This window comes from Mitsuaria sp. 7 (genome assembly GCF_001653795.1).
Classification (GTDB): domain Bacteria; phylum Pseudomonadota; class Gammaproteobacteria; order Burkholderiales; family Burkholderiaceae_C; genus Roseateles.
In genome coordinates this window covers 5,250,392-5,272,831 of sequence record NZ_CP011514.1, presented here as the reverse complement: position 1 = coordinate 5,272,831, position 22,440 = coordinate 5,250,392, and the positions used below count along the sequence as shown (strand labels likewise).

Here is a 22,440-nt window from a genome sequence, read left to right as displayed (position 1 = left end):
GTTTTCCATCCGGGACCTTCGGGTCCCTTCTCTTTGTCCAAATATATGACGTGCGTCATATGAAACCAACGCGCCGCGGCGCAGAAGGAAGTTCCATGCAGATCAAGGATGCCGTCGTCTTCATCACCGGCGCGAACCGGGGCCTCGGGCTCGAGTTCGCCAAGCAGGCGTTGGCCCGCGGCGCGAAGAAGATCTATGCGGCCGCGCGCGATGTGTCGACCATCACCCTGCCCGGCGTCGTGCCGGTGCAGCTCGACGTGACCCAGCCGGAACAGGCCGCCGCCGCCGCGCGCGCCTGCGGCGATGTGACGCTGCTGATCAACAACGCCGGCATCGGCCGGGTCGGCGGGATCGCGAGCGCCAACGCCGAGGTCGTCCTGCGCGAGCAGCTCGAGACCAACCTGTTCGGCATCTTCCACGTCGCGCGCGCGTTCGCGCCCGTGCTGGGCCGCAACGGCGGCGGCGCGATCCTGAACATGCTGTCCATCCTCAGCTGGGTGAACACGCCGATGCTCGGCGCCTACGGCGTCAGCAAGGCCGCGGCCTGGGCGCTGACCAACAGTCTGCGTGCCGAACTCGCGCCGCAGGGCACGCTGGTCGCCGGCTTCCACGGCGGCTTCATCGACACGGACATGATCCGGGACTTCGAGGTGCCCAAGGCGCGACCGGAGGACGTCGTCCGCCAGTCGCTCGACGAGATCGAACAGGGCGCCGTCGAGATCACCGTCGACGACTCGACGCGGCAGGTCAAGAAGGCGCTGTCGGATGGGGTGTACCTGATGGATCCGATGGCGCATTGAGCGCACCGGGCCCACCCGGTAGTCCGGCCGCGCTCGACTCATCGAAGAAGCTCACGCTGAAGCGGCGCCGCAGGCGGAAGCCCAGGCGCTCGTAGAGCGCGCTCGCGGTGACGTTGTCCGTGAACACGTGCAGGAAGGGCGTCTCGCCGCGGGCAAGGATGCCTAGCGCGACCGCCTTCATCAGCGATGCGGCAAAGCCTCGGCCGCGGCACGACGGATCGACGCAGACCGCGCTGACCTCGGTGAAGCCGGGGACCTTCATCCGCTCGCCCGACAGCGCGACGAGCCGGCCCTCCCGCCGGACGCCGATGTAGCGACCCAGCTCGAGGGTGCGCAGCCCGAAGGGTCCGGGCTGCGTCGCGCGCACGAGTTCGAGGATGTCCGGCACGTCGGCCCTGCCCATCGTCAGCGTCTCGATGTCCGGCACGGACGCCATCGCCGCAGGATCCACCAGCACCATCTGATCGACCGGTGCCCGCTTGAACGGCACGAGCCCGCCGAACGGACGTTCGTCTTCGGCCGTCACGAGCACGACGGGCGACCCGATGCGAAGGAGTTCGGTCAGCTGCGCGGGCGTGCCGCCCGTCGGGGGCCTCACGGCACCGAAGGGACCGACGTCCGGCGGGAAGCGCCAGGCGTCGCCCGCCCCGGCGGCGAGCGCCGCCTGCCGTCCCGTGAGCGCATGCCAGACCACATGATCGAGCAGCGGATCGTCGGAAGACGTCGGGACGGGAGGGGTCGGCGCGGTGTTCATGCGCCAGGACTCTATGCGGTCGGCGGGATGGACGCCACGGTCGTCCGCGACACGCCGGCGGTCATTCGCGACACGCCGGCGAGTCCTGGTCCCGACTCCGCCTTCTGGAGGCTTACTCCGCCTTCGCGCCCGCAGCCTTGATCACCGGATCCCACTTCTTGATCTCTGACGCCGTCTGCACGCCGAGCGCCTGCGGCTTGAGCCGCTCGCCCTGCGGCGGGACGACGCCCATCTCCTGGAAGCGCTTCACGACGTTCGCATCCGCGAGGGCGTGACGCAGCGCGAGGTTCAGGCGCGTCACCACCGCCGCGGGCGTGCCCTTGGGCGCGTACACGCCGTGCCACACGGCGAGCTCGAAACCGGGCAGGCCGCCTTCGGCGAAGGTGGGCACGTTCGGCAGCTGCGACACGCGCGCCTTGGTCGCCATCGCATAGGCCTTGAGCGCGCCCGACGCCACGTGAGGACCCGTCGCCACCGGCTGGTCGCAGATCAGGTCCACATTGCCCGCGATCACGTCCTGCAGCGCCGGACCGGTGCCGCGGTACGGGACCATGGTCACCGTGGTGTTCGTGGTCTGGCTGAACAGCATCGCGCACAGATGCGAGGTCGCGCCGACGCCCGCATGCGCGAAGCGCACCTCGCCCGGCTTGGCCTTCATCTGCTTGATGAGATCGGCCACCGTCGCCGGCGCGAAGTCCTTGTTGCCCACCAGGATCATCGGCACATCGCCGGCCAGGCTGATCGGGGTCAGGTCTTTCGTGGCGTCGAAGGTGAGCTTGGGGTACAGCGCCGGCGCCGTCGCGATGCCCATGTTGTGCAGCAGCACCGTGTAGCCGTCGGGCGCGGCGCGCACCACCTTGGCCGTGCCGATCGTGCCGCCGGCGCCGCCCGCGTTCTCCACGATCACCTGCTGGCCCAGGTCGCGCGTCATCGCTTCGGCGATCAGCCGGCCGATCACGTCGGTCGAGCCGCCTGTCGCGTACGGGATCACCATCGTGATCGGCTTGTCCGGATACGCGGCGGACGCCGCCGTCGCCACCGCCATCGAGACCGTCGTCACCGTGACGGCCAGGACCTTCTTCGCAATCTGTCGCATGTCTCGCTCCAAGGGGATAGGGAAGTGCGCCACCGGTACATCGCCGGCGGCTGCGTGTCTGGCTATGCAGGAAATGAAAGGGCGTCAGGACCGGCCGACGAAGCGGTAGAGCTCGGTGTGGTCCGCACCCGCGCCCAGCGATTCGGACGCTTGCGCCGTCATCGCGTAGACGTCCTGCGCCAGCGCCATCGGCAGACCCATCGCACGGCCCAGCGACGCCGCGATGCCGACGTCCTTCGCCTGCAGCGCCAGCGAGAAGCCCGAGTTGAAGGTGCCGTTCAGCATGAACTGATGGGCCTTGTTCTCCGTCGTGTTGTTCCGCCCGGTCGAGGCCTGGATCACGTCGACGATCGTGGCCGGGTCGATGCCGAAGGCCTCGCCCACATGGATCGCTTCCGCGGTGGCGATCAGCGCGGCGGCCGACACGTAGTTGTTCAACGCCTTCAACGCATGGCCGGCGCCGACCGGCCCGACATGCGTGATGGCCTTGCCCATCGTCTCCAGCACCGGACGGACGCGCTCGAAGGCGGGAATGTCGCCACCCACCATGATGGCGAGCGTGCCGGCCACCGCCTTCTTGACGCCGCCCGACACGGGCGCGTCGATCAGCGTGATGCCGGACTCCGCCAGATGCTCGGCGAGCGCGCGGGTGCGATTGGGATCGGCCGAGCTCATCTCGACCACCACCGCGCCGCGCTTGAGTTGCGAAGCCAGGGGCCCCACGACGGCGTCGACGATGTCCGAGTTCGGCAACATGGTGATGAGGACGTCGCAGGCCGCGTAATCGGCGGTCGTGCCGGCGATGCGCGCGCCGGGATGCGCGTCGGTGAAGAGGGCCGCGACCTCGGGCCGCGCGTCCTGCACGACCAACTCATGGCCGGCGGCGTGCAGCAGGTGGGCCATGGGCGTGCCCATCATGCCCAGGCCGATGAATCCGATCTGTGTCATGGCGGCAGCTCCTCAGGCGTCCATTTCCTTGAACACCTCGGCGGCGACCCGGAACGAGTCGATCGCCGCCGGCACGCCGCAGTAGATCGCCGTCTGCAGGAAGACTTCCTTGATCTCGTCGCGCGTCAGGCCGTTGTTGATGGCGCCGCGCACATGCAGCTTCAGCTCATGCGGACGGTTCAGCGCGGTGATCATGGCCAGGTTCAGGAAGGAGCGCGTGCGGCGGTCCAGGCCCGGGCGGTTCCAGACGTCGCCCCAGCAGTACTGCGTGACCAGCTCCTGCATGTCGATGTTGAAGTCCGTCGCGTTCTTGATCGAGTTGTCGACGTACTCGGCGCCGAGCACCTCGCGCCGGGTCGAGAGCCCTTGGTCGAACAGGGCCTGGTTCTTCGGGGCGTAGGCACGGGTCATCGGAAACTCCTGGTGATGGGGGGATGGGGTTGGGAAGGCGGTGGGAAAGCGGTGGGAAAGGGCCGAGCCGGCCTCGGCTCGTCGATGGCGCCATGTTGGCTTATTGTCTGACAATCCGACATTGGGAATACGTGGATTGAAAGCGACCCGGAGGTGTTGTATGACAATCCGTCTGTATGAACATCTGGTGATCCGGTCGTCCGGACATCGCCCGTCCACAGGTAGGATCCGGCCCATGAGCCTCTTGAAAGTCGCCCGCGAAGAGACGTCCTTGCGCCAGCGCGCCACGCAGGCGCTGCGCACCGCCATCCTGGACGGCGTGCTCGCGCCGGGTCAGAAGCTGTCGGAGCGGGAGCTCTGCGAGAGCCTGGACGTCAGCCGTTCCTGCGTGCGCGAGTCGCTGCAGCATCTGCAGGCCGAGGGGCTCATCACCATCATTCCGCACCGCGGCCCGGAGGTGACCAGCATCTCCCGCGACGAGGTGCGGGAGATCTACGAGGTCCGCGCCAGCCTGGAGAGCCTGGCCGGACGCGGCTTCGCGGCCAACGCGTCGGAGGCGCAGCGCAAGGCCTTGCGCGCCAAGCTGACCGAGCTCGCGAAGGCCCACGCCGCCGGTGACCGGGCAGGGATCCTCACGATCAAGAACCAGTTCTACGACGTCCTGGTCGAGGGCTGCGGCAACACGGTGGCGGGGCAGATGCTCAGGCAGCTGAACAACCGCGTGACGGTGCTGCGCCGCATCTCGATGGCGCAGCCGGGGCGGCTGCCCGAGACGCTGCGCGAGCTCGATGCGATCGTCACGGCGATCGAGCAGCGCGACGGCGAGCTCGCCGCGCGGCTGTGCGGCGAGCATGTGAAGCAGGCGGCGGAGAACGTGCTCCGCAGCATGGGCTGATCAGGCCGCGATCAATCCGCGATCAGTCCGCGATCGATCCGGGATCAATCGGCGTACTGACCCGACGCCTCGATCACCTTCTTCCAGCGCGCCACTTCGGTCTCGACGAAGTGCTTGTGACCGGCCGGCTCGAGGCGGCCGTCGTTGACGACGCTGATGCCGAGCGCCTCCGACCGCTTGATCAGGTCCGGATCCTTCAACGCCGCCTTCAGCGCGTCGTTGAGCTTCTTCAACACCGGTGCGGGCGTGTCCTTGGGCGCGTAGAGCCCGTGCCAGACCGTGACGCTGAAGTCCTTCAGGCCGGCCTCCGACAGCGTCGGCAAGGCGGCGAGCGCCGGCAGCGTCATCCGCTGCGTGCTGGTCACGGCGTAGGCCTTGACCTTGCCGCCCTCGATCTGCGGCACGGCGTTGGTGGCCTGCTCGCACATGATGTCGACCTGGCCGCCCATCAGGTCGGTCATCGCCGGGCCGGTGCCCTTGTACGGCACCGAAGTGAGGTTGGTCTTCAACGCCGACTGCAGCATCAGCCCGCACAGCTGCGACGCGGAGCCCACGCCGGCATGCGCGAGGTTGATCTTCGTCGGATCGGCGGCGATGTACTTGCGCAGCTCGTCGAAGGTCTTGGCCGGCATCGTCGGCTTGGCGATCAGCGTGGACGGCGCCTCGTTGATCAGGCCGAGGAAGGCGAAGTCGTTGATGCCCTGGTAGGGCAGCTTGCGGTAGAGCGACGGCGCGGTCGCGAAGCCGATGTGGTGCACCAGCAGCGTGTAGCCGTCCGGCGGCGCCTTGGCCACGCGCGAGGTGCCGAGCGTGCCGCCCGCGCCGCCGACGTTCTCGACGATCACGGTCTGGCCGAGCTTCTTGCGCAGCGCCTCGGCCAGGTCGCGGGCGATCTTGTCCGACGGCCCGCCGGCCGCGAACGGCACGATCAGCGTCACCGGCTTGTCCGGGAACTCGGCCCGCGCCAGCGTCGTCACGACGCCCAGCGCCACCGCGATGCCGGTCAACGCCAGCCGCCTGCGGATCTTTTCCATGCGTGTCTCCTCGATGTCCTCTGATGGGATCTGTGGCTCTGCCCGAGGCGACCGCCCCGGCCGGCACCCATCATCGAGAGACGCGCCGCTTCACACCAATGCCGGATTAGTTGGCTTTGATGCCGCGCCGGCACCGCCGGCCACCGCGGCCCAGAATGTCTCCGCCGCCGCGCCCATGGCCCCGCGATCGCGGTGCAGGCGGATGTCGAGGTCCAGGTGCCAGTCCTTGCCCCCGGCGACCACCAGCCGCCCGGCGGCCAGGTCGTCGCCGATGAGGATCTTCGGCAGCCAGGCCACGCCGCGGCCGTCCAGCGCCATGGTGCGCAGCACCGAGGCCAGATGCGCCGTGAACACCGGCTGCACGTGAAGCCGGTCCAGCGCCGCGCCCTTGACCTCGCGCAGGATGCGACCCAGCCCGGATTCCGAGCTGTACGCGAGCAGCGGCACCGCGGCGTCCTTTGCGCGCTTGCCGCCTTCCAGCGGATGCGCCGGCCCGCCGGCGGCATCGGGCGCGCAGACCGGCAGCAGCTGATCCTGGCCGACGACGACGCAGGCGAACGCCGCCTCGTCCAGCGGTCCCGGCACCTGCCGGTGCCCATGCGCCAGCACGAACTGCACCTGGCTCTGCAGCAGCAGCGCCTCGCACTTCTGCTGGGTGTCGGAGACGAGGTTCACCGGACCGACGCTGGTGTGGGCTTCCAGCGCCCGCAGCCAGCGCGGCATGAACGAGAACGACAGCGCATGCGTCGCCGCGAAGCGCAGCGTCTGCGAACTGGCTTCCGCGATGGCGCGGGCCTCGCCCGGCACGCGGGCGACCTGCGCCTGCAGCTCCTGCGCGGTCTTGCGGAACCACAGGCCGGCGTCCGTCAGCCGCGCGGGCTGCGAGCTGCGGTCGAAGAGGTCGGTACCCAGCCACTCCTCCAGCGCGCGGATGCGTCGGCTGAAGGCAGGCTGCGTCATGTGGCGTTCCTCGGCGGCGCGCGAGAAGTTGCCGCTGGCGGCCAGCACCATGAAGTCATCGATCCAGCTCAGGTTCAGCGTCATGGAGAGGGTGCGGCGGTCGTGGCGGTCGTGACGGGGGAGTGGCGGCGCGGGGCGGTGCCCGCAAAGCATCAAAAGCTAAGAAAACTGAATTGGCCTCGCGAGGGGGCCGGCGGGATCATGCGACCCGTTCCCAGCCAATCCGAAGTGGAGTTCCCCGTGAAGATCGTCGAGATCCGAGAAAAGACGCTGCCGATCAGCAGCCCCATCCGCAACGCCTACATCGACTTTAGCAAGATGACCCTGAGCCTCGTGGCGGTCATCACGGATGTGATCCGCGACGGCAAGCCGGTGGTGGGCTACGGCTTCAACTCCAACGGCCGCTACGGCCAGGGCACGCTGATGCGCGAGCGCTTCATCCCGCGCATCCTCGAGGCCGATCCCGATTCGCTGCTGGACAGCCGCGGCATCCTCGACGCCCACAAGGTCTGGGACGCGATGTTCACCAACGAGAAGCCCGGCGGCCACGGTGAGCGTTCCGTCGCCATCGGCACCATCGACATGGCCGTGTGGGACGCGGTCGCGAAGATCGAAGGCAAGCCGCTGTTCCAGCTGCTGGCCGAGCGCTACGGCACCGGCACGCCGGACCGCAAGGTGTTCGTGTACGCCGCGGGCGGCTACTACTACCCGGGCCAGGACCACGGCAAGCTCAAGGACGAGATGCGCAGCTACATCGACCGCGGCTACACGGTGGTGAAGAAGAAGATCGGCGGCGCCTCGATGGACGAGGACCTGCGCCGCATCGACTCGATCCTGAGCGTGCTGGGCGATGGTCAACGGCTGTGCGTCGACGCCAACGGGCGCTTCGACCTGGACACGGCGATCGCGTATGCGAAGGCGCTGTCGAAGTACGACCTGTTCTGGTACGAGGAAGCGGGCGACCCGCTGGACTTCGAGCTGCAGGCGACGCTGCGCAACTACTACGCCAACCCGATGGCGACGGGCGAGAACCTGTTCTCCATGCAGGACGCGCGCAACCTGATCCGCTACGGCGGCATGCGGCCGGACCGCGACTGGCTGCAGTTCGACTGCGCGCTGAGCTACGGCCTGGTCGAGTACCTGCGCACGCTGGACATGCTCAAGGAACACGGCTGGTCCGCGAGCCGCTGCGTGCCGCACGGCGGGCACCAGATGTCGCTCAACATCGCGGCCGGCCTGGGCCTGGGGGGCAACGAGTCCTACCCGGACCTGTTCCAGCCCTTCGGCGGCTTCCCGGACGGGGTGAAGGTGGAGAACTCCTACGTCACGCTGCCGGACCTGCCGGGGATCGGGTTTGAAGGCAAGTCGGATCTGTATGCGGTGATGCGGGCGCTCTCGGACTGAGCGCACGTCGCACACGGGCGCCGGGCTCCCCCAAAAGAGGCGGGAACCCGGCTGGCGGCCCTTAACGCCTCGATGACAGAATCCCTCGGCCGCGACACAGCGGCACCAGATCAAGAATCAGGGGCGCTTCCTCCGCGCCCCGCCCCGAGGGAGAAACCAGATGACCTTGACCTTGCGCGGACGCCTGTCCGCGGCATTCGGCTGCGCGCTGCTCGCGGCGGCCGTCCTGACCGCCTGCGGCGGTGGCGGTGGCGGCGGTGATGGCGGCGCAGACACGCCGGCGCGCCCTGCCGTCACCCTCTCTCCGATCTCGGTGCCGTCCGACGTGACGTCCGGCATCTCCTCGGCGCTGACCGTCACGGTCACCGTCAACGACCCCAGCGTCTTCAACGGCCAGACGACCCTCTACACCCGCATCGTCGACGACAAGGCCGTCATCGAGACCTCGGTCGATCTGACCCCGGCGACCCCGACCACCTACATCGCCACGCTGCGCACGCGGCGCGACCTGAATCCGGGCCGCTATACCGGCACCTTCCTGGTCCGGCTCTGCAAGGATTCCGCCTGCAGCGCCGAGTTCCCGGGTTCGCCGATGACGCTGCCCTACGACTTCGTCGTGAATCCGGGATCGTTCGCCGTGGTGGTCGACCAGCCGACCGACGTCACGGTGCACCAGGGGGCCAGGACCATCCCGCAAGGCAACATCGGCGTCAGCGGCATGCTGCCGCTCAGCGGCCCCTGGACTGCGACGACCGACAGCGCCTGGTTGCGCGTCTCGCCCGCCTCGGGCACGGGTCCCTTCTCGGCGGTCCTGACCGTCGACCCCTCGTCGCTGGCCGTGGGCAATCACAGCGCCACGCTCACCGCCAAGACCGCGGACGGCCGCATCGGCCTGCGGACCATCGCCGTGCAGGTGCTGCCGACCTCGTTCACCTTCTCGAACGCGGACGGCGCCACCTTCACCGCGATCAACGGCACGCCGATCCCGGCGCAGACGATCCAGATCGACCTGAACAACGGCTCCGGCGCCGGGTCGTACTGGCAGGCCGCCAGCTCGGAGAGCTGGCTGAAGCTGTCGCCCGCCACGGGCAACGCGCCGGCCATCGTCACGCTGGCCCCGGATCCCGGCCAGGGTCGCCTGGCCTCCGGCAACTACACCGCGCGGGCCGATTTCAGTTCACCCGCGCTGGCGGCTTCCGCCAGCATCCCGGTCACGCTGAAGCTGGTCCCGGCGACCTTCAAGTCGTCGCAGAGTGCCCCGTTCCTGGGCGGCATCATCGGCCACTCGAACAACCCCAGCACGACCACGCTGACGCTGAACACGGGCCTCACCAAATGGCCGTTCACGGTCACCGGGCTGCCGTCCTGGCTGAGCGCGCCGTCCGGCGGGCAGGTCAACAGTGCGGGCACGGACGTGACCTTCACCTTCAATCCCGAGACCGCGCCGTTCGGCAACACGTCGGTCCCCGTGCAGATCACCGCGCAGGTCAACGGCGACACGCACACGCTGACCTTGCCGGTCTTCATCAAGAACGACGAGCGCCATCTGGTCCCGCAGCGCGCCGGCATCGGCCTGGCCAGCACGCCGCTGGGCCAGGTGCTGAGCCGCACGGTCCGCGTGGCACCGTCCTTCGGGGATGCCGTGCCCTGGACCGCCAGCTCCGACGCGGCGTGGCTGACCGTCTCCAAGGCCGGTGACCAGCTGACGGTCACCGCCGATCCGGCCGCGCTGCCGTCGGACGCCATCAGCTACGCCAACGTGACGCTGAGCACGACGACGCCGCGCGTCGTGCCGGCGACGGTGCGCATCGCGCTGTGGAAGGGGACGACCGCCGCGACGGCGCAGTCCATTGCCGGCGCGTACAAGCGGGTGCTCGCCGACCCGATCCGTCCGTGGATCTACGCGCACAAGCAGGCCGATTCGATCGACGTCGTCAACGCGCACACCGGCGCGGTCGTGACCACGGTGACGATTCCCGGCACCGCCCTGGACGCCATGGCCGTCTCGCCCGACGGGGGTCGTCTCTATGTCCAGGAGCCGGTCAACAAGCGCTTCGCGGTGCTGCGTCTGCCGGACTTCGCGGTGCTGGGCCACGTGCCGCAGAAGAGCCTCGATACCGTCCCGCAGTTCCTGACGGTGGGTCGCCCCGGCGGGGTCGAGGTGCTGTATGCCGGCAAGGACGCCTACCGGATCACCGACGCCGAGCCCAACGGCTTCTCGCTCGGCACGGTCGCCACCGAGCCGGTGGCGGTCAGCCTGGACGGCCGCCACCTGGCGGGACTGGGCACCACCGTGCCGTTCATCGAGTACTCGATCGTCGGCAACGACGGCATGCTGTTCGCGCCGTCGACGGGCGGCCTGGGCGGCGGCGCCAGCAACGGCAGCGTGCAGGACGTGGCCTATTCGCTGGACGGGACGATCCTCTACTCGGCCTCCGCCGTCGGCTCGATCGCCGGTTACCGGTGTGCCATCACCGCCAACCGGGACGGCGGCGTCTATGCGGGATCGCTGCCGGGCGGCAGCACGTACCCCAACAACGTCGAGGTCGGCAGCGACGACCGCGTCATCTGCGGCGTCACCGCGGGCTCGACCGTCGACTTCTGGGTGCACAACGCCGCCGGCGCGCTGCTGCAATCCTTCAAGGCGGCGGGAACGTCGCGGTCGCTGCTCGCGCGCCAGCTGGTGATCAGCGCCGACGGCGGTGTCGTCGTGACGGCCACCGACGATCCGAAGCTGGCGATCGTGCCGATCGGGTACTGATCGATGGGCAGGCCGGAGCGACGGGATGTCGCTCCGTCGCCGTTCAATGCGGGCACGCTCCGGGTGACAGGTTGACGAATTGACAGGAAGTAGAATATTCGTCAACCTGGGAGAACGCGATGATCCACGACCGACTCCGGCGGGCCCGCGTATTGAAAGGCCTGAGCCTTGACGACCTCGCGCAGGCCGTCGGTGACATCACCAAGCAGGCGCTGAGCAAATTCGAGCGCGGCGATGCCTTACCGAACTCGACTCGCCTGCTGCAGTTTTCGAAGGCTCTGGGCGTGCGCCCCGAGTACTTCTTCCGTGCCGAGGCGGTCAACCTCGCTCCGCTCGAGTTCCGAAAGCTGGCCCGCATGCCGAAGTACCGGCAACGTCAGGTGGAAGAACAGATGCGGGATCATCTCGAGCGCTACCTCGCGTTGGAACGATGCTTCGACGCAGTGGACGTCCGGATCGAGCCGACGACGCCTCAAACGCTGCCAGTCTCATCCATCGACGAGGCGGAAGCGGCTGCGGATCGGCTGCGAAGCGATTGGGGCATCGGTCGCGACGCGATCGCCAACCTGACCCAGCTGCTTGAAGAGCGAGGGATCAAGATCGCCTTGATCGACGGGCAAGACGATTTCGACGGCGCCTGCGCCGCGACCGACGACGTCCGGCATGTCCTGATCGCGCTCAACACCTCACGTCCCGGCGAGCGCGTGCGTTTCACCGCGGCCCATGAGCTCGGTCATTGGGTGATGGCGCTGCCGGACGACATGCCCGAGCCGGAGAAGGAACGTTGCTGCCATCGCTTTGCGGGCGCGTTCCTTTATCCCGGCGAGCAGGTGGTGCTCGACTTCGGAAGCCATCGGCGGTCGCGCGTTCATCCCGGTGAACTGTTGAACGCCAAACGGCGATACGGTGTGTCCATGCAGGCGGCGCTCCGTCGCCTCAAGGATCTCGGCTTGCTGAACGATGCGGGCTACAAGTCTGCCCTCATCCAGTTCGCGCAAGCCGGCTGGCGCAGCGCCGAACCCGAACCGCTGCTGCCGGAGCAGCCTCGCCGTTTCGAGTCGCTGGTGTTCTGGGGCCTGGCCGAAGGACTCTTCAGTCCGTCCCGGGCGGCGGAACTCCTGCAGCGCCCCTTGGGTGCGCTGGCTCCCGCACTGGCTTGAATGCAGGAGCGTGAATGCATCGGGTCTATGTCAGCGACACCAACAGACGCCTGAAGGACTGGACGGCGTGACCGTCGTGATTCAGTAGCGCCGCCATGCGGTGTTCCGAGGCAGGCCCTGGTCAACCGGCCTCGCTAACATCCGTCGCTCAACTTCTGGGAGGAAGAACGATGAGGAAGATGAAACGAGGTCTCGCCATGCTGGCGTTTGCCGCCATGACGCTGCCGATCACGGCCACCGCCGCTCCAGGCCGATTCACCGGCGCCTTCAAGCCGGCCGGGCCGTACGTGTCCGGTGGGAACAACTACTACTTCCGCGTCCAGGGCTTGCCGGACTCGGCCGGCTGTCTGCAGAACTGGGCCTTCGTCAACGAGGCCGATTCGGGCTCGAAGGCCAAGATCGCCACGCTGCTGATGGCGTATTCGCAGGGACGCAACGTCTCGCTGTACGTCGAGGAAGACGGCGCCGGGTACTGCCGGATCGTGGAGTTCGTGGTGCAGTGAAGCGCATCTCCGATGTCTGATCGGAAATGAGAAACGCCCGACGATGTCGGGCGTTTTCTTTTGGCGCGGCGTTGGATCAATCGCCCCTACGACGACATGCGCCGGCTCTCGGCTCTCATTCGAAGCAGACAAAGAAATGGTGGAAGGCTTCAGCGACAAGCGTACCTGCGACCGGACCTCCTGATCGCAGAGGGAAGGGCGGACAGTGGCCGTCTTCCGAAGGATCTCCTCTCAGGGCCCGTCGACGATCGCAAAGAAGTCGATCGTTTCGGTATCGCCCCAGACCGAGCAGGTGTTGGTGCCCCACACGCTCACGGTTTTCCCTTGCGTGTAGGCAATCATCAAACCGGCCAGTTGAGCCTTGCCCGCCGGTGTTGCTGCGTTGAGCACGAAGCGGCGGCTTTCCGTCGCGCAGGCGGGTTGCGCGTTGCGTGAGCCTTCCAGGTAGATGACCACTGCGCCGTTGGGCATGAAGTTGGGATTGGTCAAGCGACCGCTCCCGGTGCCGGCGACTGCGGATGACGACGTCGCGGTGATCGTGCAAGCAGTCAGAACGAGTTTCCCGATTCTGTTCATGGTTCTCACACGTGCTTCAGGTTACCGCGATCAGAACGACTGAAGCACCGACTTGGTCTCCCAGCAGTCGGAGCAGACGAACACGTAGATCATCCCGCAGTCCGCGAGGATGAATTCGTCGTTGATCGAGTCCAGTTGGGCGTAGAACGTCATCTCCTTGCCACAGGAGCACTTCGGTACGTCTGGCGCTTGAATGAAATCTGGACGGCCACCGAGGCGGTGCCGCCGACCGATGTCATCGCCAGCCCACTGGAACGGCGGCAGCGCTGCTGCCTCTTCGTTCAACGGCTCTGGAACCAACTTGAACGGTGGAATGTCTCGCATGGGTGCTCCTACTTGCCGTACGGATGGATGGGGAGACCGTTGAGGTTGAAGCGATCCATCATGCTACCCAGTTGCTGATATATGTCCTTTGCGGTGGCATTCGGGTTCTTTCCGATCCACTCGCCCCATTGTTGATTCCACCTTCCCGGCATGTTGCCAAGTCCCAGACCGTGAATGCCTTTCTGATGCGAGATGTTGCCAAGCGTCACGGTATGCATATCGATATCGATGCCTCGCGCTGAGAAGAAACTCTTGAATTGCCTCGGCATCAGATGATGGTCGTGCAATGCAGCAGGCGCGGCAAGAAGCGGCGTTGATGTGCGAGTTGATACGACAGCCTCGGCACCCCTAACTGTTGCTTGAGCTTCAACTCGCAGCACTACGGGCATCATGGCGAACACAACATCGGTTTGCGTCACGTTGCCGGAGGCGATTCTTGCCTGGTCTCGAAGGAATGCTTCGACCGGGTAGCCGATCAACAAGGGCGGGAACAGCAGTGCGTTGTTCTCGTTCCTGCGGTTGAAGTCCCGAACGGAATCGGCAGACCCCTGGAAAGCCCCGGTGGTCGCTTCCGAGAAGGCATCCAGTTTCTCCACAAGCTTGTCACGTGGCTTGTCCAGGGTTCCCTTGCCCAACCACTGCACGCCGAATGTCGAAACCTTGATACCTGACAGCTCCATCGCAAGGCCGTAAACAGTGCCGTTCGCGCCAGCCACGGGCGCCACCGTCTGTCCGTTGCCGCCAGCCGTTGTCGTAGGTACGTTGCCCCAAGGCAGGGAGATTGCCGTCCCGACGCTCACTCCCGTCGCCGAACCTCCCGCTGCCTGCAGCTGGAACGCAAATTCGTACCCGACCGGCACCAGGCCCGTCGGATCGGTTGCGCTCAGCGGCTGGTTCAGCACATACGCATAGCGGTCGTAGCTCTGTCCGTCGTAGGGCTCGGCGACCACCTTGTCGCCGCTGGTGAATCGCGCCAGCAGCGGGTCGTACGCCCGACCGTTCATGTGGATGAGGTCCAGGCCCTCCAGGTGCTCATGGAGCGTGAAGCCGCGATCGGTCGCCGCATTCCCGCCGCCTGGCAGGTCGCCGTTCGCTGTCGGTGTGCCCGTGGTCTCGCGCACACGTCCCCACGGATCGAAACTGCGCCGCTCGGCCACGACGCCACCGTTGCGTGTCACCGCCACGATCGAGCCAAGGTGGTCGTAATGCAGGTAGTTGACTGTCAGCGGAGTGCCGTTCGCCACGGCCCCCACTGCACTCACCACTTCCGCGACCGGACGGCCATCCGCCACCACGTAATGCTTGTACTGCGTCGCCTGCCCACGCCTGGTCTCGCGCTCGAAGCTCAAGCCGTTGCTGGCGTCCGGATGCAGGTACAGCGTGCGCGCCGACGGATCGGAGCCGTTCTGCGGCTGCCCGCTGGTTTGCCGGCAGTTCCAGTCGAAGATCAGCTGCTGCACCCGCATGCCCTCGCCCTGGTACAGGAACTCGTGGCACTTGCGCGCCCCGCCCGCCATGCGCAGGTAGCCGGCATCGGTGTACAGATAGTCCGCAAAATTGCGGACCTTCATCTGACCCGCGTCGTCGTACTCGTAGTCGACGTTCACGGCGCCCCGCACATTGGTGACGGCATGCGGACGCTTGCCACCCGGCTGTGCGTAGTAATAGGTGCCGACATCCGTCTTGCTGACAATCCGGCCGACGGCGTCGTACACCACCGCCACGCGACTGCCGGCCACTTCCGTCTGATCGACGAGAGCCTTGCGGTAGTACCCCTTCACGCGCCCGAGCTGGTCCGTATCGATCCACTCCGACAAGCCTTGCGGCGCGTCAAAGCTGTCGTCGCGGCTCTTCAACTGCCCGATCTCGTCACGCTTGTAGACCGAGTACTGCACACCGTTGCCTGGTCCGGCTGCGATGCTTTCGATCCAACCCATGCCCGCAGCGTCATAGCCGACCCTGGTCGCCACGCCGTTCCCGTAGGAAAACGCCGTGGCGCGGCCTGCGGCGTCGCCACCATCGCGCGTCCACAGCGTTGCCCCCCCGAGCTGGTCGCTGGTGATGCGTGTGGGAATGCCCAGGGTCGCATGCCGGCCATGGGTCACTGTGAAACCGGTAGGGAACGTCTCCGTTTGCAGTCGGCCATAGGCGTCATAGCCCACGCTGGCACTCAAAGCTTCGGTGCCGTTGCCGCAGGCCGTGCTTCCGACCTTCATGATCGTCGTGGTCGGCCGGCTCTGCCCGTCATAGCCATGCTCGCGGCAGTAGCCGTTATCCGAGTAGGTCTTCGCGAGAAGCCCCAACCCATTGGCGGCGGTGTCGTATTCGAAGCTGGACGTCAGGTCGCTGTCGGCCCGCTTGACCATGCGCCCCAACGCGTCATAAGTGATCGACGTGGTCTTCTTCAGGCCGTTCGTCTGCGACACGAGTTCGCCAAACGCGTTGTAGCCGTAGGTCCAGTCGCCCAGGTCCGGATCGGATTGGCTGGTCTTGCGGCCAAGCACGTCGTAGCCGATCGACACCACATCACCATACGGTCCGATGACCCTGGCTAAGGCCCCCGTTGCGTCGTAAATGAAACCGGTCAGGTTGCTGCGCGCGTCGGCGGTCTGGACAGCCCTGCCAAGGTTGTCCGCCGTACTCTTGCGGACACGCGTTTCGCCGCGCACCGTAATCTTCGTGAACGTGTCCAGACCTTGGTACGTGATCGTCGTGATCGAGTCGTTCGGCGCCGTCTCGGTCGTCTTGCGGCCCAGGTTGTCGAAGTCCGTCGACGTCCACTTCGGCGACGCATCGGAGAAATAGGGCTGCGACACCTTCGCCACGTTGCCACGACGGTCGTAACGGGTGTCCTTGTACGCCGTGGCCACTTGGCCACTCGCGCCGAGCGTCTCGGTCTCGACGCGGACTTCCCGGTTGAGCTCGTCCAGGTAAGTCTTGACCGTCGGCGCGATCTGCACATTCGCGCTGGACTTCACCGTTGCCGTGACGATGAGCTTGACGGTGACGCCCCCGTCGATCGCGCAACCGCTACTGCAGGCCTCATAGGTCCACTGGGTGTAGTCGCTATACGTCTGCGCCGTCTCGTTGGCATAGCCTCGGCGCTCGAAGAGCTTGCGCCCCAGACCGTCGTACTCCCAGCGCGTTACCCAGCCGTTCGGGTCGACACGCAGCGTCATGCCGCCGAACGCGGGGTCGAACTCCAACTTCTCCGGCTGCGGCAACGCATTGGTGCGCTGCGTCGGGAAGCGGCCGTCCGTCGACCAGGTCGCGCCTGTCGTGCGCGTGACCTCGCCCTGCGCGCCTGCCCAGCCAGTGCGACTCTCGGAAGACGGATTGCCCCGGTCGTAGGTCAGCGCGGTGGTGAGCTTCTGGCTCGCCGGCCCGTCCGGCTGATCGATCTTCTTCTTCAGCAGACCGGTGGTCGGGTCGTACTCGAAGGTCGAATTGCGCACGACCGTCTGCTGCTGGTCCGTGAACCAGAAGGCCTCGGCCGCATGGGCGCCTAGCGTGCCCATCCCGGCCGCTGCGAGCAGTAGCCCACGTCCGATGCCGATCCCCCGGTGTGCGTCCGCGATCCAGCGGCGCAGATCACTTGTCTTCTTCATCTTGCTCTCCCTCTCGAGGCGCCGTCGCGATCTGGTCCCGACGTGCGCCCGATTTCGTACCGGCTTGCCGGCGCGATCGTTGTCGTTCTCCGGCGGCGGAGCCGCCTGCCAGGATCAGTCGTCCAGGAGGATGGTGAGGATGGCCGACAGCACTTCCGTCGGCATCGGCTTGGGCAAGGCGCTCACACTCTTGGCCGGTGCGGCGTCCTGCGCCAGACCCGCGACCGTGGCCGAGTTCCGCCAGATCGTGGTGGTGGACGAGCTCATCTGGCCGAGTAGCCAGTTGGTCTTGTCCATCTTGTATTGCATGTCGGTTGTCGTGGTGCCCAGGCCGTAGCCTTCCTGCTTGCGTGTCACATCACCCCATTGCGTCGGCGCCGTACCGGGCAAGTCGTTTTCGCGCGTGCCGCCGTATTCGTAGGTCGTTCCCGAAGAACTCAGCAGTACACCGTCCAGGCCCCAGCGCTGCACAACCACCGACTTGGTCGCCAGCATCAGGCGGTTGTTGCCGGTGTATTCGCCGGTTTGGCCCAGCACTTCGGTGTACGGCGTGTAGCTGGTAAGGCCCACTTGCCGACCATCGGTCGTCTGGCTTTCGCTGGCGAGGGTGACGGGGTAGCCCTGGTTGTTGAAGGTCTTCTTCACCACCGTGTTCGAGGCGGTGTCCTCGACAGTCCGGGACAAATAGCCGAGATCGCCACGATCGAAATCGGCGATCCGTTCGGCATAGGTGTATTTCCAGCTGCGCGTACCGCCGTTGCCGTCACTGCGCTCCACGGCCGTCACGATCTTGACCGGGCTGTTGGCCTGCCGCTTCGGGAAACTCGGCAGCGAGCTCGGCTTGGCATAGGCCTTCGCCGGCGCGGTCGGTTGATTGAAGGAGTAGGTGAGGCGCATCGTGGCCCCGAGTCCGTCGTCGAAGGACGTGATGGGCTGCATTGAATGCAGCGACGACGAAGCCATCGCGATTGCGAAGCCGCCGTAGCCCACCAGGTCGGGATAGCCGTCACCATCCACGTCCTGGAAGAACCGCGGCGTGCGCGTGCTCTTGTACCAAATGTTGCCAGAGGGATCGAGTTGGGAGCCCGTGGTGGTCTTGAAGTTCTCGGTCCAGACCGACTCGACCAGGAACTTGCTGCCGTTCGAGATCGCGACCTTGACGCCGCCACTGTCGAAACCGACGAGGTCCGGCAGACCGTCGCCGTCGACATCCGCCAGCACGCGCGGGTTGTTCAGCGCGTCGTTGTCCCAGTAGCCACCGGACATCGCGTTGGTCCAGTCCGTGGTGGGCAGGAAGGTCGCGCCACTCCACAGCGAGACACGGATGGCGCTGGAGGTGAATTGCACCAGATCCGGGTAGCCGTCGCCATTCATGTCGGCCATCCGGATCGAGGTGTCACGCTGCGGATCGGCCTTGATCGCGGTGCTGTTCGCCGCTCCCTTGTTCGCAAACTTCTTGGTCGCCGGATCCCAGAGCATGACGAAGATGCCGTCATAGGACACGCCGACGATGTCGGCATAACCGTCGCCATTCATGTCTTCCAGGAAGATCGGTTGGCGGGACAGGTATCCGACGCACGACGGACCGAACCAGCCGGGCGAACTCATCTTGATATCGCTGACGGACTGCGGATCCTTGAACTTGCCGGCAGAGCGATCCCAGTAGGCGACGAATCCGCCTCCGTTGGTGAAGCGCAGGACGTCGGGGAAGCCGTCACCGTCCACGTCGAGCACATAGCGGGGCGCGCCGATCTCGTCGGTCTGGCCGTTGCAGTGGACGCCTCCCGCAATCGCGTTCGGCCACATCACCTGCGTTTCCTGGCCATCAAAGGCCTGCAGCGCAGGGTTCCAGTACGAAACGTAGCCACCGATCTGCGGCCCGCTCTTGGGATTGGTGTTGGAGAAACCCAGGATGTCCGGATACCCGTCGCCATTCATGTCGACCAACGTACGGGAGCGGAAGCCTCCTCCCGAGTCGGTCGGGCTGTCCCACCAGCCGGTGACCTCTCCAGTCGCCGTGAATCTGGTCGACACAAGTTTCGGCTCGCTGGGGTACTTGCCGTTCGCATCGCTCATGTAGACGTAGACACCGCCCTCCGCGAAGGCGACCAGGTCGAGGTAGCCGTCGCCGTTCATGTCCACCAGACGACGCAGGTAGGAGCCGTTCTCCTTGCTGAAGCCCTCCTGGTCCACAAACTTCAGCTTGCTGTTGCTGGGCTGGCCCACCCTGAACGGAGTGTTCATCTTCGGGGAAACAGGTGTCCAGGAAGGCCAATGGAACACCAGCGGCCGCAGGCAGTCCGCATCTGCGGCGTCCGACACGCACTCGGTGGTGCTTGTCAGGCGGGGGATCGGCTGATTCGCCTGGGTGTTTCCGCGGGCATCGTCGTACTGGTAGCCCAATCGGTATTGCTTGACCGTCCGCTCGGTGCCGTCGCCGGCAACCGCCTTGGTCGTCACCTTGTCGAGCAGCTTCGTGTACTGGACCTTGGTCCCCGCCACGTACATCGTGCGCGGATTCCAGTCCGCCACGTAGGACAGGCTCACCTTCGCCTTGCCGCCAGCGTAGCTCACTTCCTTCAGCGTGATCTCGCCGTCAGCCATGTCGTAGCTGAAGGCGATCGAATTGCCGCTGCGGTCCGAGATCTTGTTGACGTACCAAGTGACAACCGTTGCCTGCGCTGTGCCGGATGCCAATGCGGGAATGAATCGCGAGTCCGACGTCTTGCCGAATTCCAGCTTCAGTCCGCCCTTTTCCTCAACGGTGAAATACTCCGGCCCGTTGCCCGCTGAACCGTAGGAAATGGTGCGCGAGAAACTATCGATTTCGGTACGGTACACCGCGCCATTGGCCCCGTACGTGCCGCTCTCCAGGGTCAGTCGTTGCCCCTCGAAGCAGAAACGGTCGCTGCCGGTCAAGCCAATGCCGCCTCGTTCGCCGTCCTGCGCCTTGGTCTTGGGACAGCGTCGCACCGCCGGCACCCCATCCAGCGACCAGAATGGTCCAGCGATGCCGCGCGTGCCTTGACTGTCGAACTTGAGTGCCAACTTCGGCTGCAACCCCGCCACCCCCGGCGGCACCTGAATCGGAATCTGATAAACCGCCGCTCCGGAGTCGGTCACCGTCAGGTTGGCCGGCGTCGAGCCGGCCAGCGTGGCCGCCTGCGCGGCGAACGGCACGAGCGCAGCCATCCCCACCAGGGCGAGCACGCCCCGGGGCTTCATCCAATTCGTCATCTTTCCTCCCGGACGCCGGAGCCGGCGTCGATGCATCTGGCGGACGTCGCGGGGACGTCTGGTGCGGGCCCTTCCTTCACCGAGGAGTTGTTGTCAGGCCCGCCGATCGGCGCGGATTCTATGCCGGCTTCCGAACGGATGTTTGACAGCGCAATGACTGAACCTTCACGGGCGCCCCAACATCACCTCGTGATGCCCCTTCCCCGCCGGGATCATCGGGAAGCAGTTCTCCGCCGGCGCGACGGCGACATCCAGGAAGTACGGCCCGTCGCTCGCCAGGCACGCGGCCAGCGCCGCGTCGAGGTCCTCCCGCCGTTCGACGCGTAGCGCCTGCCACCCGAAGCCTTTCGCCACCGCGACGAAGTCCGGCATGCAGGCGTTGTAGCTGTGGCTGTAGCGCTCGCCGTGGTGCAGCTCCTGCCACTGCCGCACCATGCCCATGTGACCGTTGTTGCAGAGCACGACCTTCACTCCCGCGCGGTGCTGGCGCGCCGTGGCCATCTCCTGCAGGTTCATCAGGATGGACGCATCCCCGCTGACGCAGACGACCAGGCGACCCGGATGCGCCACCTGCGCGCCGATCGCCGCGGGCAGGCCGTAGCCCATCGTGCCAGCGCCGCCCGAGGTCAGCCAGCGCCGCGGCCGCTCGAAGGCGAGGTGCTGCGCCGCCCACATCTGATGCTGGCCGACGTCGGTCGACACGATCGCGTCGCGTCCCGCCAGTTGCGCCTGCAGCCGCGCCATCAACGCCTGCGGCGCGATCACGTCCGGCGTGTCCTCGAAGGACAGCGAGCGCTGCGCCCGCCACGCGTCGATCCGCGTCCACCAGTCCGCGAGCCGCTCCGGCGGCATCGCGCGTTGCGCCAGGGCATGGCGCAACCTCGGCAGCAGCGCGCGCGCGTCGCCGCACAGCGCGAGATCCGCGCGGCGGACCTTGTCGATCGAGGCGGGATCGACGTCCAGATGGATCACCCGCGCGCCGGGCGCGAAGCTGTCCAGCCGCCCCGTCACCCGGTCGTCGAAACGCGCACCCGCGCACACGATCAGGTCCGCGTGATGCATCGCCAGGTTGGCCTCCAGCGTGCCGTGCATGCCGAGCATCCCCAGCCACTGCGGCGACGACGCCGGCAACGCGCCCAGTCCCATCAAGGTCAGCGTGCACGGCGCGCCGCTCAAGGCCACCGCCGACGCGAAAGCGGCACACGCGGTCTCGCCCGCGTTGATCAGCCCACCGCCGCCATAGAAGACCGGTCGCCGCGCACTCGCGATCCAGTCCGCCGCCTGCTCGACCGCGCGCGCGTCCACCGCCGGCGCATCCCTGAGCGTCCTGATCGGCAGGCTCGTGGTGGAGCGCACGGGCGCCAACTGCACGTCCTTGGGCACATCCAGCAGCACCGGCCCCGGACGTCCGCCCCGCGCGATGTCCACGGCCTGCCGCACACGCATCGCCACATCGTCGCCGGGCCGCAATTGCGCGTTCCACTTCGTCACCGGACGCGAGATGCCCAGCGCGTCGCACTCCTGGAAGGCATCCGTGCCAATCACCGCGCTGTTGACCTGCCCGCTGATGCAGAGCACCGGGATCGAGTCGCACAGCGCATCCAGCAGCCCGGTCGTCGTGTTGCTCATCCCCGGCCCCGAGGTCACCAGCACCACCCCGAGCCGGCCCGTGCTGCGCGCATAGCCCTCGGCCGCATGCACGGCCGCCTGCTCGTGGCGGACCAGAATGTGCCGCAGCCGCGGCTCGCCATGCAACGCGTCGTACAGCGGCAGCACCGCGCCGCCGGGATAACCGAAGACGGTGTCGACGCCGCAGGCGACCAAGGTGTCGAGCAGCGTCTGCGCGCCGTTGCGCGTCGTGGCCTCAGGGGCGCCCAGCACGGCGCCATCGATCAATGCATTCATGCGGACGAGTATCCCGGCGCCCCCTCGGGAAGCGTTCCCGTTCTTGCCTCCTAGAATCCCGTCC

The 22,440-nt window shown here is 66.7% G+C and carries 17 protein-coding genes; 6 read left to right on the top strand and 11 right to left on the bottom strand.

Features of this window, described 5'->3' with window-relative positions; genetic code table 11:
• Window positions 1-95: 95 nt before the first annotated feature.
• The gene (locus ABE85_RS23210; protein ID WP_067280384.1) at window positions 96-800 is read left to right on the top strand and encodes an SDR family oxidoreductase; all 705 of its coding nucleotides are present in this window, start codon (window positions 96-98) and stop codon (window positions 798-800) included.
• Here the strand turns inward: ABE85_RS23210 and ABE85_RS23205 are convergent.
• The 4 genes from ABE85_RS23205 to pcaC all read right to left on the bottom strand — a co-directional run bounded on the left by ABE85_RS23205 (window position 748) and on the right by pcaC (window position 4,009).
• Window positions 748-1,554: a GNAT family N-acetyltransferase gene (locus ABE85_RS23205; protein WP_067280382.1), complete on the bottom strand. Its 807-nt coding sequence runs from the start codon at window positions 1,552-1,554 to the stop codon at window positions 748-750. The two genes, ABE85_RS23210 and ABE85_RS23205, sit on opposite strands and share 53 nt — an antisense overlap.
• Before the next feature lie 112 nt (window positions 1,555-1,666).
• Window positions 1,667-2,650, bottom strand: coding sequence for a tripartite tricarboxylate transporter substrate-binding protein (locus ABE85_RS23200; protein WP_067280380.1), 984 nt, complete (start codon window positions 2,648-2,650; stop codon window positions 1,667-1,669).
• 84 nt (window positions 2,651-2,734) lie between these two features.
• Window positions 2,735-3,598, bottom strand: a complete 864-nt coding sequence (locus ABE85_RS23195) for an NAD(P)-dependent oxidoreductase (protein ID WP_067280378.1) — start codon at window positions 3,596-3,598, stop codon at window positions 2,735-2,737.
• A 12-nt stretch (window positions 3,599-3,610) separates the two neighbouring features.
• Window positions 3,611-4,009, bottom strand: a complete 399-nt coding sequence (pcaC, locus tag ABE85_RS23190) for a 4-carboxymuconolactone decarboxylase (RefSeq protein ID WP_067280375.1) — start codon at window positions 4,007-4,009, stop codon at window positions 3,611-3,613.
• A gap of 235 nt (window positions 4,010-4,244) precedes the next feature.
• On the opposite strand from pcaC, the gene ABE85_RS23185 reads away from it, so the two are divergent.
• Window positions 4,245-4,904 (top strand): GntR family transcriptional regulator, encoded by a 660-nt coding sequence (locus ABE85_RS23185; protein ID WP_067280374.1) that lies wholly within the window; start codon window positions 4,245-4,247, stop codon window positions 4,902-4,904.
• A 44-nt stretch (window positions 4,905-4,948) separates the two neighbouring features.
• Here ABE85_RS23185 and ABE85_RS23180 read toward each other — a convergent pair whose 3' ends face one another.
• A complete protein-coding gene (locus ABE85_RS23180) occupies window positions 4,949-5,938 on the bottom strand; it encodes a tripartite tricarboxylate transporter substrate-binding protein (protein ID WP_067280371.1) in 990 nt (329 codons plus the stop codon).
• A gap of 90 nt (window positions 5,939-6,028) precedes the next feature.
• A complete protein-coding gene (locus ABE85_RS23175; RefSeq protein WP_310732589.1) occupies window positions 6,029-6,982 on the bottom strand; it encodes a LysR substrate-binding domain-containing protein in 954 nt (317 codons plus the stop codon).
• 156 nt (window positions 6,983-7,138) lie between these two features.
• Here ABE85_RS23175 and ABE85_RS23170 point away from each other — a divergent pair, with 156 nt between their 5' ends.
• The 4 genes from ABE85_RS23170 to ABE85_RS23155 all read left to right on the top strand — a co-directional run bounded on the left by ABE85_RS23170 (window position 7,139) and on the right by ABE85_RS23155 (window position 12,726).
• Window positions 7,139-8,302: a mandelate racemase/muconate lactonizing enzyme family protein gene (locus ABE85_RS23170; protein ID WP_067283399.1), complete on the top strand. Its 1,164-nt coding sequence runs from the start codon at window positions 7,139-7,141 to the stop codon at window positions 8,300-8,302.
• A 160-nt stretch (window positions 8,303-8,462) separates the two neighbouring features.
• A complete protein-coding gene (locus ABE85_RS23165) occupies window positions 8,463-11,063 on the top strand; it encodes a BACON domain-containing protein (RefSeq protein WP_067280370.1) in 2,601 nt (866 codons plus the stop codon).
• 119 nt (window positions 11,064-11,182) lie between these two features.
• Window positions 11,183-12,223: a helix-turn-helix domain-containing protein gene (locus ABE85_RS23160; protein ID WP_067280367.1), complete on the top strand. Its 1,041-nt coding sequence runs from the start codon at window positions 11,183-11,185 to the stop codon at window positions 12,221-12,223.
• Window positions 12,224-12,402: 179 nt separating this feature from the next.
• A complete protein-coding gene (locus ABE85_RS23155; RefSeq protein ID WP_157522818.1) occupies window positions 12,403-12,726 on the top strand; it encodes a hypothetical protein in 324 nt (107 codons plus the stop codon).
• Between the two features lie 231 nt (window positions 12,727-12,957).
• On the opposite strand, the gene ABE85_RS23150 is transcribed toward ABE85_RS23155, so the two are convergent.
• The 5 genes from ABE85_RS23150 to ilvB form a co-directional block, all read right to left on the bottom strand.
• Complete coding sequence (locus ABE85_RS23150) at window positions 12,958-13,215, bottom strand: hypothetical protein (protein WP_082938881.1); 258 nt, start codon at window positions 13,213-13,215, stop codon at window positions 12,958-12,960.
• Between the two features lie 117 nt (window positions 13,216-13,332).
• A complete protein-coding gene (locus ABE85_RS23145; RefSeq protein ID WP_067280360.1) occupies window positions 13,333-13,626 on the bottom strand; it encodes a hypothetical protein in 294 nt (97 codons plus the stop codon).
• Window positions 13,627-13,634: 8 nt separating this feature from the next.
• Complete coding sequence (locus ABE85_RS23140; protein WP_067280357.1) at window positions 13,635-17,234, bottom strand: RHS repeat-associated core domain-containing protein; 3,600 nt, start codon at window positions 17,232-17,234, stop codon at window positions 13,635-13,637.
• A gap of 114 nt (window positions 17,235-17,348) precedes the next feature.
• Entirely contained in the window at window positions 17,349-20,471 is a 3,123-nt protein-coding gene (locus ABE85_RS23135; RefSeq protein WP_197507129.1) for an FG-GAP-like repeat-containing protein, read from the bottom strand.
• 165 nt (window positions 20,472-20,636) lie between these two features.
• The gene (ilvB, locus tag ABE85_RS23130; RefSeq protein ID WP_067280351.1) at window positions 20,637-22,376 is read right to left on the bottom strand and encodes a biosynthetic-type acetolactate synthase large subunit; all 1,740 of its coding nucleotides are present in this window, start codon (window positions 22,374-22,376) and stop codon (window positions 20,637-20,639) included.
• Window positions 22,377-22,440 lie beyond the last annotated feature (64 nt).

Bases quoted from the DNA above. Each gene is read 5' to 3' on its own strand.
- ABE85_RS23210 (WP_067280384.1), top strand. From the start codon at position 96: ATGCAGATCAAGGATGCCGTCGTCTTCATCACCGGCGCGAACCGGGGC.
- ABE85_RS23205 (WP_067280382.1), bottom strand. From the start codon at position 1,554: ATGAACACCGCGCCGACCCCTCCCGTCCCGACGTCTTCCGACGATCCG.
- ABE85_RS23200 (WP_067280380.1), bottom strand. From the start codon at position 2,650: ATGCGACAGATTGCGAAGAAGGTCCTGGCCGTCACGGTGACGACGGTC.
- ABE85_RS23195 (WP_067280378.1), bottom strand. From the start codon at position 3,598: ATGACACAGATCGGATTCATCGGCCTGGGCATGATGGGCACGCCCATG.
- pcaC (WP_067280375.1), bottom strand. From the start codon at position 4,009: ATGACCCGTGCCTACGCCCCGAAGAACCAGGCCCTGTTCGACCAAGGG.
- ABE85_RS23185 (WP_067280374.1), top strand. From the start codon at position 4,245: ATGAGCCTCTTGAAAGTCGCCCGCGAAGAGACGTCCTTGCGCCAGCGC.
- ABE85_RS23180 (WP_067280371.1), bottom strand. From the start codon at position 5,938: ATGGAAAAGATCCGCAGGCGGCTGGCGTTGACCGGCATCGCGGTGGCG.
- ABE85_RS23175 (WP_310732589.1), bottom strand. From the start codon at position 6,982: ATGACGCTGAACCTGAGCTGGATCGATGACTTCATGGTGCTGGCCGCC.
- ABE85_RS23165 (WP_067280370.1), top strand. From the start codon at position 8,463: ATGACCTTGACCTTGCGCGGACGCCTGTCCGCGGCATTCGGCTGCGCG.
- ABE85_RS23160 (WP_067280367.1), top strand. From the start codon at position 11,183: ATGATCCACGACCGACTCCGGCGGGCCCGCGTATTGAAAGGCCTGAGC.
- ABE85_RS23155 (WP_157522818.1), top strand. From the start codon at position 12,403: ATGAAACGAGGTCTCGCCATGCTGGCGTTTGCCGCCATGACGCTGCCG.
- ABE85_RS23145 (WP_067280360.1), bottom strand. From the start codon at position 13,626: ATGCGAGACATTCCACCGTTCAAGTTGGTTCCAGAGCCGTTGAACGAA.
- ABE85_RS23140 (WP_067280357.1), bottom strand. From the start codon at position 17,234: ATGAAGAAGACAAGTGATCTGCGCCGCTGGATCGCGGACGCACACCGG.
- ABE85_RS23135 (WP_197507129.1), bottom strand. From the start codon at position 20,471: ATGACGAATTGGATGAAGCCCCGGGGCGTGCTCGCCCTGGTGGGGATG.
- ilvB (WP_067280351.1), bottom strand. From the start codon at position 22,376: ATGAATGCATTGATCGATGGCGCCGTGCTGGGCGCCCCTGAGGCCACG.